General features: G+C 45.7%; 1 protein-coding gene and 1 pseudogene. Both read left to right on the forward strand.

Annotated features, from left to right (window positions below):
* Nucleotides 1-1,342 (forward strand): annotated as a pseudogene (locus E0H88_RS15790) (hypothetical protein); the annotation flags it as partial.
* Between the two features lie 10 nt (nucleotides 1,343-1,352).
* The gene (locus E0H88_RS15795; protein WP_131275073.1) at nucleotides 1,353-2,972 is read left to right on the forward strand and encodes a hypothetical protein; all 1,620 of its coding nucleotides are present in this window, start codon (nucleotides 1,353-1,355) and stop codon (nucleotides 2,970-2,972) included.
* Nucleotides 2,973-3,063: the final 91 nt, after the last annotated feature.

The raw sequence follows: 3,063 nt of genomic DNA on the forward strand, positions 1-3,063 counted from the left end.
GGCATCAGATGCCAATGTGGGTGAGTTTACAGTCAATGCCAAAAGTATCTTTGCCCAACTTATCCCATCGGCCCAGACTGAAACCCCGATTATTGATGTGAATGCTGCAGGTGAAAGTGTGGTGCTGGTTGCGGGTAATACCGGCACTATTACAGCCGGTTACCCAAATATGGTGATTGGTGTCAGCCAGAATCTCTATATCGGTTCTGCGGTGATTCCATCAAGTGTGGCTTTTACCTTACAAGGCCAGCAAATTACCGATCAAGGCGGGTTACTTAAAAACACCCAAGGCACCCAAGTAGGAACAATTGATTATCAGCGTGGTTTGATTCAATGGACTGCTGCAGCACCAGCCGGAACCGTGAGCTTAAATATCACATTCAAACCTGCTGCTGCACCGAGCCAGTACTACCAGAGCCATGCTATTCCGGTGACCCAGAACAACCAGAGTACCAACTGGACTGGGGTTTTAATCCCAATTCCAGCACCAGGTGCTTTATCGATTTCATACATGAGTCAGGGCAAGTTTTATACCTTGCAGGATGATGGATCGGGTCAGCTCAAAGCTTTAAGCCCATCCTTCGGTTCAGGCATGATCAATTATGAAACTGGCTCATGGTTATTGACGACAGGTGCTTTACCGGATGTGGATACGCCGATTCTATTGAACTGGGGCACGCCAATTGCAACTTATCAGCGCGCTAATCTGCCTGTACTGCCTGCGAAGTTTGAATTTGATCTTCTGCAAGAGGCTATTCTAGCTGGTAGTGTGACAGTGACTTGGGTGTTGGAAGGTGTGACAAAAACAGCAACTTCAAATAATGCTGGTCGGTTTACTGGTGATGCAACAGGATTTATTAATTTTGCATTGGGTAAAGGCGCTTTGATTCCAAATCTGCTACCTCAGAAAGGTACTGCATTTAATTTTAGCTACCAGTTCGGTGAGGCAAAGATCCAGGATGTGCCAACAGCAATACCTGATATCAATCAACAACTCGCCTTTACTATCGGCACTGGTGCAGCACTGCAACCCAACTCGGTCATGATTGAGGTTCCGCTTACATCTGCATTGGGTGACACGGTTACGCTTGTGGTTACAGACAATGGCTCTGGCTCGCTGATTGATGCTTTTGGCCAGGTGCAGGGAACAATCAACTATTCGACTGGTGCGGTAAGTATGACTCCGGTTGTTTTAACTTCATCTTTCTATGAAAAGACACCTGAGACATTCAGCTTATCAAGCTCAACCCAAAGTGGCTCAGGCTCATCACTGCCGACAGCCACAGTAACCACCAGCTATAAACCACAGTCAAACCCCTGGGCAAATTATGTTGCAGGTTAAGTGAGGGAATATGACAATTTATCAATCGCAGCCAAGTAATGTTTCCCTTGGAAATACAACATATAAGGCTTTTTCTGAAACGACAGGAATTAAAGCGCATTACCGCGATGCTTCCGGTAGCACATCAGGCACAAAAGCTATAACGAGTGGTGATTTAAAGTTTGATCTCACCTATGGTTTTAGTGAGCAAATTTTATCTGGATCGGTACGATTTAAACTCGGTGACAACACCTTCATTGATCGAGATGGTTTGATTTACCGAGATGTCAATCCAAGCAATGGCAGCGGTATTCAATCAGGTTTGATTCGCCTTGGTACCGGTGAAATTGAATTGAGTTCATGGACACCAGGGCAAACCAATTCATTAACGCTTGAATCTCTGATCACCACAACCGATCTACCGCCAATCAATAAGATCAGCTTCAGAACACCAATCATTCCGATCCGCCCGCAGTCGATGACCATTGTTGTGGCCTCGCTTGAACACGGACAACTTACACTGACAGCTGATGAAAATGGAGTGATTGAAACCAGTCGGGCGCATGGTCAGGTGAACTGGGATAATGGCTTTGTCACGATTTACTTTTACACCAAAACTAAAATCACTGAAGCCAACCGGGCAGAGATTGAAGCGAACGATTGGTATGACCCGTTGCTGGAGTACCAGGAAGGAGTAGACACTTATATCAATGTTCCGGTCTGGGTAGATGCCTCATCAGTGCGTTATAACGCAGTGGCCTATACCTACATTCCTCTGGATTCTGAAATTTTAGGCCTGTCTGCGACTCGTTTACCGATTGATGGCCGGGTGCCGATTTTCCGTGTTGGGGGCATTGGAATTGTCAGCTCAAGCAAAGCGCAAGAGTTACCAAGTGCAATTGCAGGCACTACATACGATCTAAATGATCAGCGGATTTCATGGGCAGAACTTGAAGATGCCAACGGAACGAAAGTCGCTTTCGATTTGTACACAGTTGATTATGATTATGGCCGTGTGACGCTGGGTGGCGACTTTGTGTTGGGTAATTTGGTTGCGCCACTCACAGTGAAGTATCGTTATCAGGATATGGGTCTGATTCGTGATGTACAGATTAACGGTCAGCTGACTTTCACCAAGCCTTTAACCCATAACTATGATGCAGTAGATACCATTGTGGGTTCTGCTTTAGTTATTGGTGATATGCAAGCGCGTTATACACGCAAGTTTGTGCAAGGCTCGTGGAGTAATGTATGGGTTGATGAGCCAACGGGTAGCGGTATTTTAGCAAATTACAACGACTCGCTGTATCCGCTTCAGATCACCAATAAAGGTGCGATTCAAGAGCGCTGGGCATTAATCTTTACCGATGCACAATCGTTTCGATGCATTGGTGAATATTCTGGTCAGATCGGTACTGGTACCACAAATGCAGATTATGCGCCGATCAACCCAGTCACTGGTGTGCCGTACTTCTCCATTAAGAAAGAAGGCTGGGGGGCAGGTTGGGCCAATGGTAACGTCCTGCGTTTCAATACCGTGGCTGCAAATTTCCCAGTCTGGGTGATCCGCACAGTAAAGCAATCAGAACCTACAGTCATTTCAGATCAGTTTCAGATCATGCTACGCGGTGATATTGACCGCGTATTGTAGGTATTAATTTAAATATGGCCGCTTAAAGCGGTCTTTTTTATGAGTAAATAAAAATGGCGACAGATGTAGATGTTCAATATTTTAGCCACTT

Source organism: Acinetobacter sp. ANC 4216, from assembly GCF_004331195.1.
In the GTDB taxonomy this organism is placed as follows: Bacteria; Pseudomonadota; Gammaproteobacteria; order Pseudomonadales; family Moraxellaceae; genus Acinetobacter; species Acinetobacter kookii.

Excerpts from the sequence above, each read along its gene's own strand:
- E0H88_RS15795 (WP_131275073.1), top strand. The coding sequence starts at position 1,353 with ATGACAATTTATCAATCGCAGCCAAGTAATGTTTCCCTTGGAAATACA.